This is a genomic window from Geomonas sp. (genome assembly GCF_056994735.1).
Window position 1 is genome coordinate 1 of record NZ_JBXKJL010000163.1, and the last position, 2,399, is coordinate 2,399.

Annotated in this window: 3 protein-coding genes and 1 pseudogene; all 4 read right to left on the bottom strand. The window is 57.6% G+C overall.

Going from position 1 to position 2,399, the window contains the following annotated elements; translation table 11 throughout:
• Window positions 1–86: pseudogene (nifH, locus tag AC11W3_RS07760) on the bottom strand (nitrogenase reductase); the annotation flags it as partial.
• Between the two features lie 510 nt (window positions 87–596).
• A complete protein-coding gene (gene nifV, locus AC11W3_RS07765) occupies window positions 597–1,736 on the bottom strand; it encodes a homocitrate synthase (RefSeq protein ID WP_484089472.1) in 1,140 nt (379 codons plus the stop codon).
• A gap of 248 nt (window positions 1,737–1,984) precedes the next feature.
• Entirely contained in the window at window positions 1,985–2,251 is a 267-nt protein-coding gene (locus tag AC11W3_RS07770) for a cytochrome C (RefSeq protein WP_484089471.1), read from the bottom strand.
• 13 nt (window positions 2,252–2,264) lie between these two features.
• Window positions 2,265–2,399, bottom strand: coding sequence for a DUF1499 domain-containing protein (locus AC11W3_RS07775; protein WP_484092759.1), 135 nt, complete (start codon window positions 2,397–2,399; stop codon window positions 2,265–2,267).

Here is a 2,399-nt window from a genome sequence, read left to right on the forward strand (position 1 = left end):
CCGATGGAAGCGAGTCCCGCTACAGTGTTCTGGGTGGTGGTGGACTTCCCGATGCCGCCTTTTCCGTAAATCGCGATCTGTCTCATTTTCCCTCTCCTTTTTTTGCCCCGCTGACCCGCTCCGACCGGAGATTGAACCGCTTGGTCACCTTCGTCAGCCTTCCTGACGAACCCGCGACCTGACATGATTGCTTTCCCGGTAGGTTGAGGTGCGTGGCTGCTTTGAATTTACGAGGCCTTCTGAAACAAAAAAGGCGCTCCGTTATTACTTACGGTGGGCGCCTTTGCCATCAACTGCAGGTCGAATACTTCGTTGTATTCTTTCGATTATGTCATCTCTCTTAGCAGGTACTGTGCCAACTTGTAACTTGCTGTTTTTGTATCCTTTACCTCTTCCGCATGATCCTTCCGAGTTGTATACCGAGGCACCTGCCTAACAATTAATCAGCCTTCCCTCTTCCTTCTTCTGACTTCCGGCTCAGACTTCAGCGTTACCGGCTACACCTACAGGATGCGTGCTTCGACAGGCTCAGCACGAACGGGTTTCACCTTTCACCTTTCACCTTTCACCCTTCACGTCTTCACGTCTTCACGTCTTCAAGCAGCCGCCAGTGACTCACGCAAACTAAGCAGATCTTTCGGCTCAAGGGGCCCCTTCAGGCGCTGCGCGGTGCTCCTGACCTTTGAGATCAACTGCCGCGCCTCCTCCCTGGAAACCGGGATCCCGATCTGCCGGTAGCTCTCCACTATCCCATTTGTGCCGGAGTGTTTGCCGGCCACGATATGCCGGGTGAGCCCAACCTCTTCGGGCGGAAACCCTTCATAGTTGCTCGGATTCTTCAGTACGCCGTCGGCGTGGAGGCCCGACTCGTGTGAAAAGACCCTTTCGCCCACCACCGCCTTCCAGGCCGGCACTTCACGGTTAGAGGCGCGGCCGACCAGGCGGGAGACCGCACAGAGGCGACGGGTGTCGATGCCGACATCGATGCCGCAGGCGACTTTCAGCGCCATGACCACTTCCTCAAGCGCCGCGTTGCCGGCCCTTTCGCCAAGTCCGTTGACGGTGGTGCTGATGTAACTGGCGCCGCCCCGCACCCCGGCAAGGGCGTTGGCAGTGGCCATTCCCAAGTCATTGTGGGTGTGTACCTCGATATCCAGTTCCGGCACCGAGGACGACAACTGGCTCACCTTCGAGAACATGGTGAAAGGATCAAGAATCCCGAGCGTGTCGCAGAAACGGAAACGGTCGGCGCCGTTGTCCCGTGCGATGGTCATAAGATCTACCAGAAACGGGATGTCGGCACGGCTGGCATCCTCCCCTCCCACGCACACGTAAAGCCCATGCTCCTTTGCAAAGCCCAGTGCGCGCTTGAGCTGGTCCTTGACCCAGTCGCGACTCTTGTTGATCTTGTTCCGGATCATGATGTCGGAGACGCTAAGCGAGATGTCGACAGCGGTGATGCCGCAGGACAGGCTGGCCTCGATGTCGGGAATAAGGGCCCGGTTCCAGGTGATGAGCCTCGCCGACAGCCCAAGGTCCGCCAGCGAGCGGATGGCGCTGCGTTCTTCTTTCCCCATGGCGGGGATGCCGCACTCCAGTTCGTGGACCCCCATGGCATCGAGATTTCTGGCGATGGAAATTTTCTCTTTAGCACTGAACACGACCCCTGCGGTCTGCTCCCCGTCACGCAAGGTGGTATCTCCGATGAAAACCGGTTTCTGTGTAACATTGCTCATGACCGCCTCCCACGAGGCCGGCACAACCACGTTGTTGCGCGAAGCACTCGCCAATGAACTTCCTGAGATGAGGGGGAGATAGCAGGAGGTGTGCCAGCACCGGAATCTCGTGATGCCGGCAGGGCAAAGGAGGGAGTAAGTTCCTGATGTGGTTGATTTGCTGGCTTTTACGGAGGGAGCGGAATAAAGAGGGCTTTGGCGGCTAAGGCGAAGGAAAGCTTAAATAGGCGGCAGATGATGAGAAAAAGTCAGGCGAGGAGATGGCAGATAAGGCACTGCTCCTTCGGAGGGTGGTTTTTCGGCAGGGGGATGAAGCTCTTGCCATGGCAGGTAGCGCAAATCAGCTCGGTCTCGGCCTGGGTCCTTCCCGTCTTCAGCGCATCGTAGATAGGGTGGTGGCGCTCATCCCTGGGGACACTCTTCCCCTTCCCTTTACCGGAGCCGAAAGATAAAAACGCCACCATCACAGCCACGATGCCGAGAAAGAAGTAATCCCTGCCGCTAATCTTCTTCACGCCGATGCTCCAGTTATCTGTCCTTGTGAGAGAGCTTTGCCAGGTAGGCGCGGATCCTCCTGGCGTTGGTGCCAAGATCGCTCATGCCGACCCGCGAGGTGGAGCGGACATCGACCAGGGAGCGTTGTCCGGCCGGGCTGACCCGTAT

Bases quoted from the DNA above. Each gene is read 5' to 3' on its own strand.
- nifV (WP_484089472.1), bottom strand. From the start codon at position 1,736: ATGAGCAATGTTACACAGAAACCGGTTTTCATCGGAGATACCACCTTG.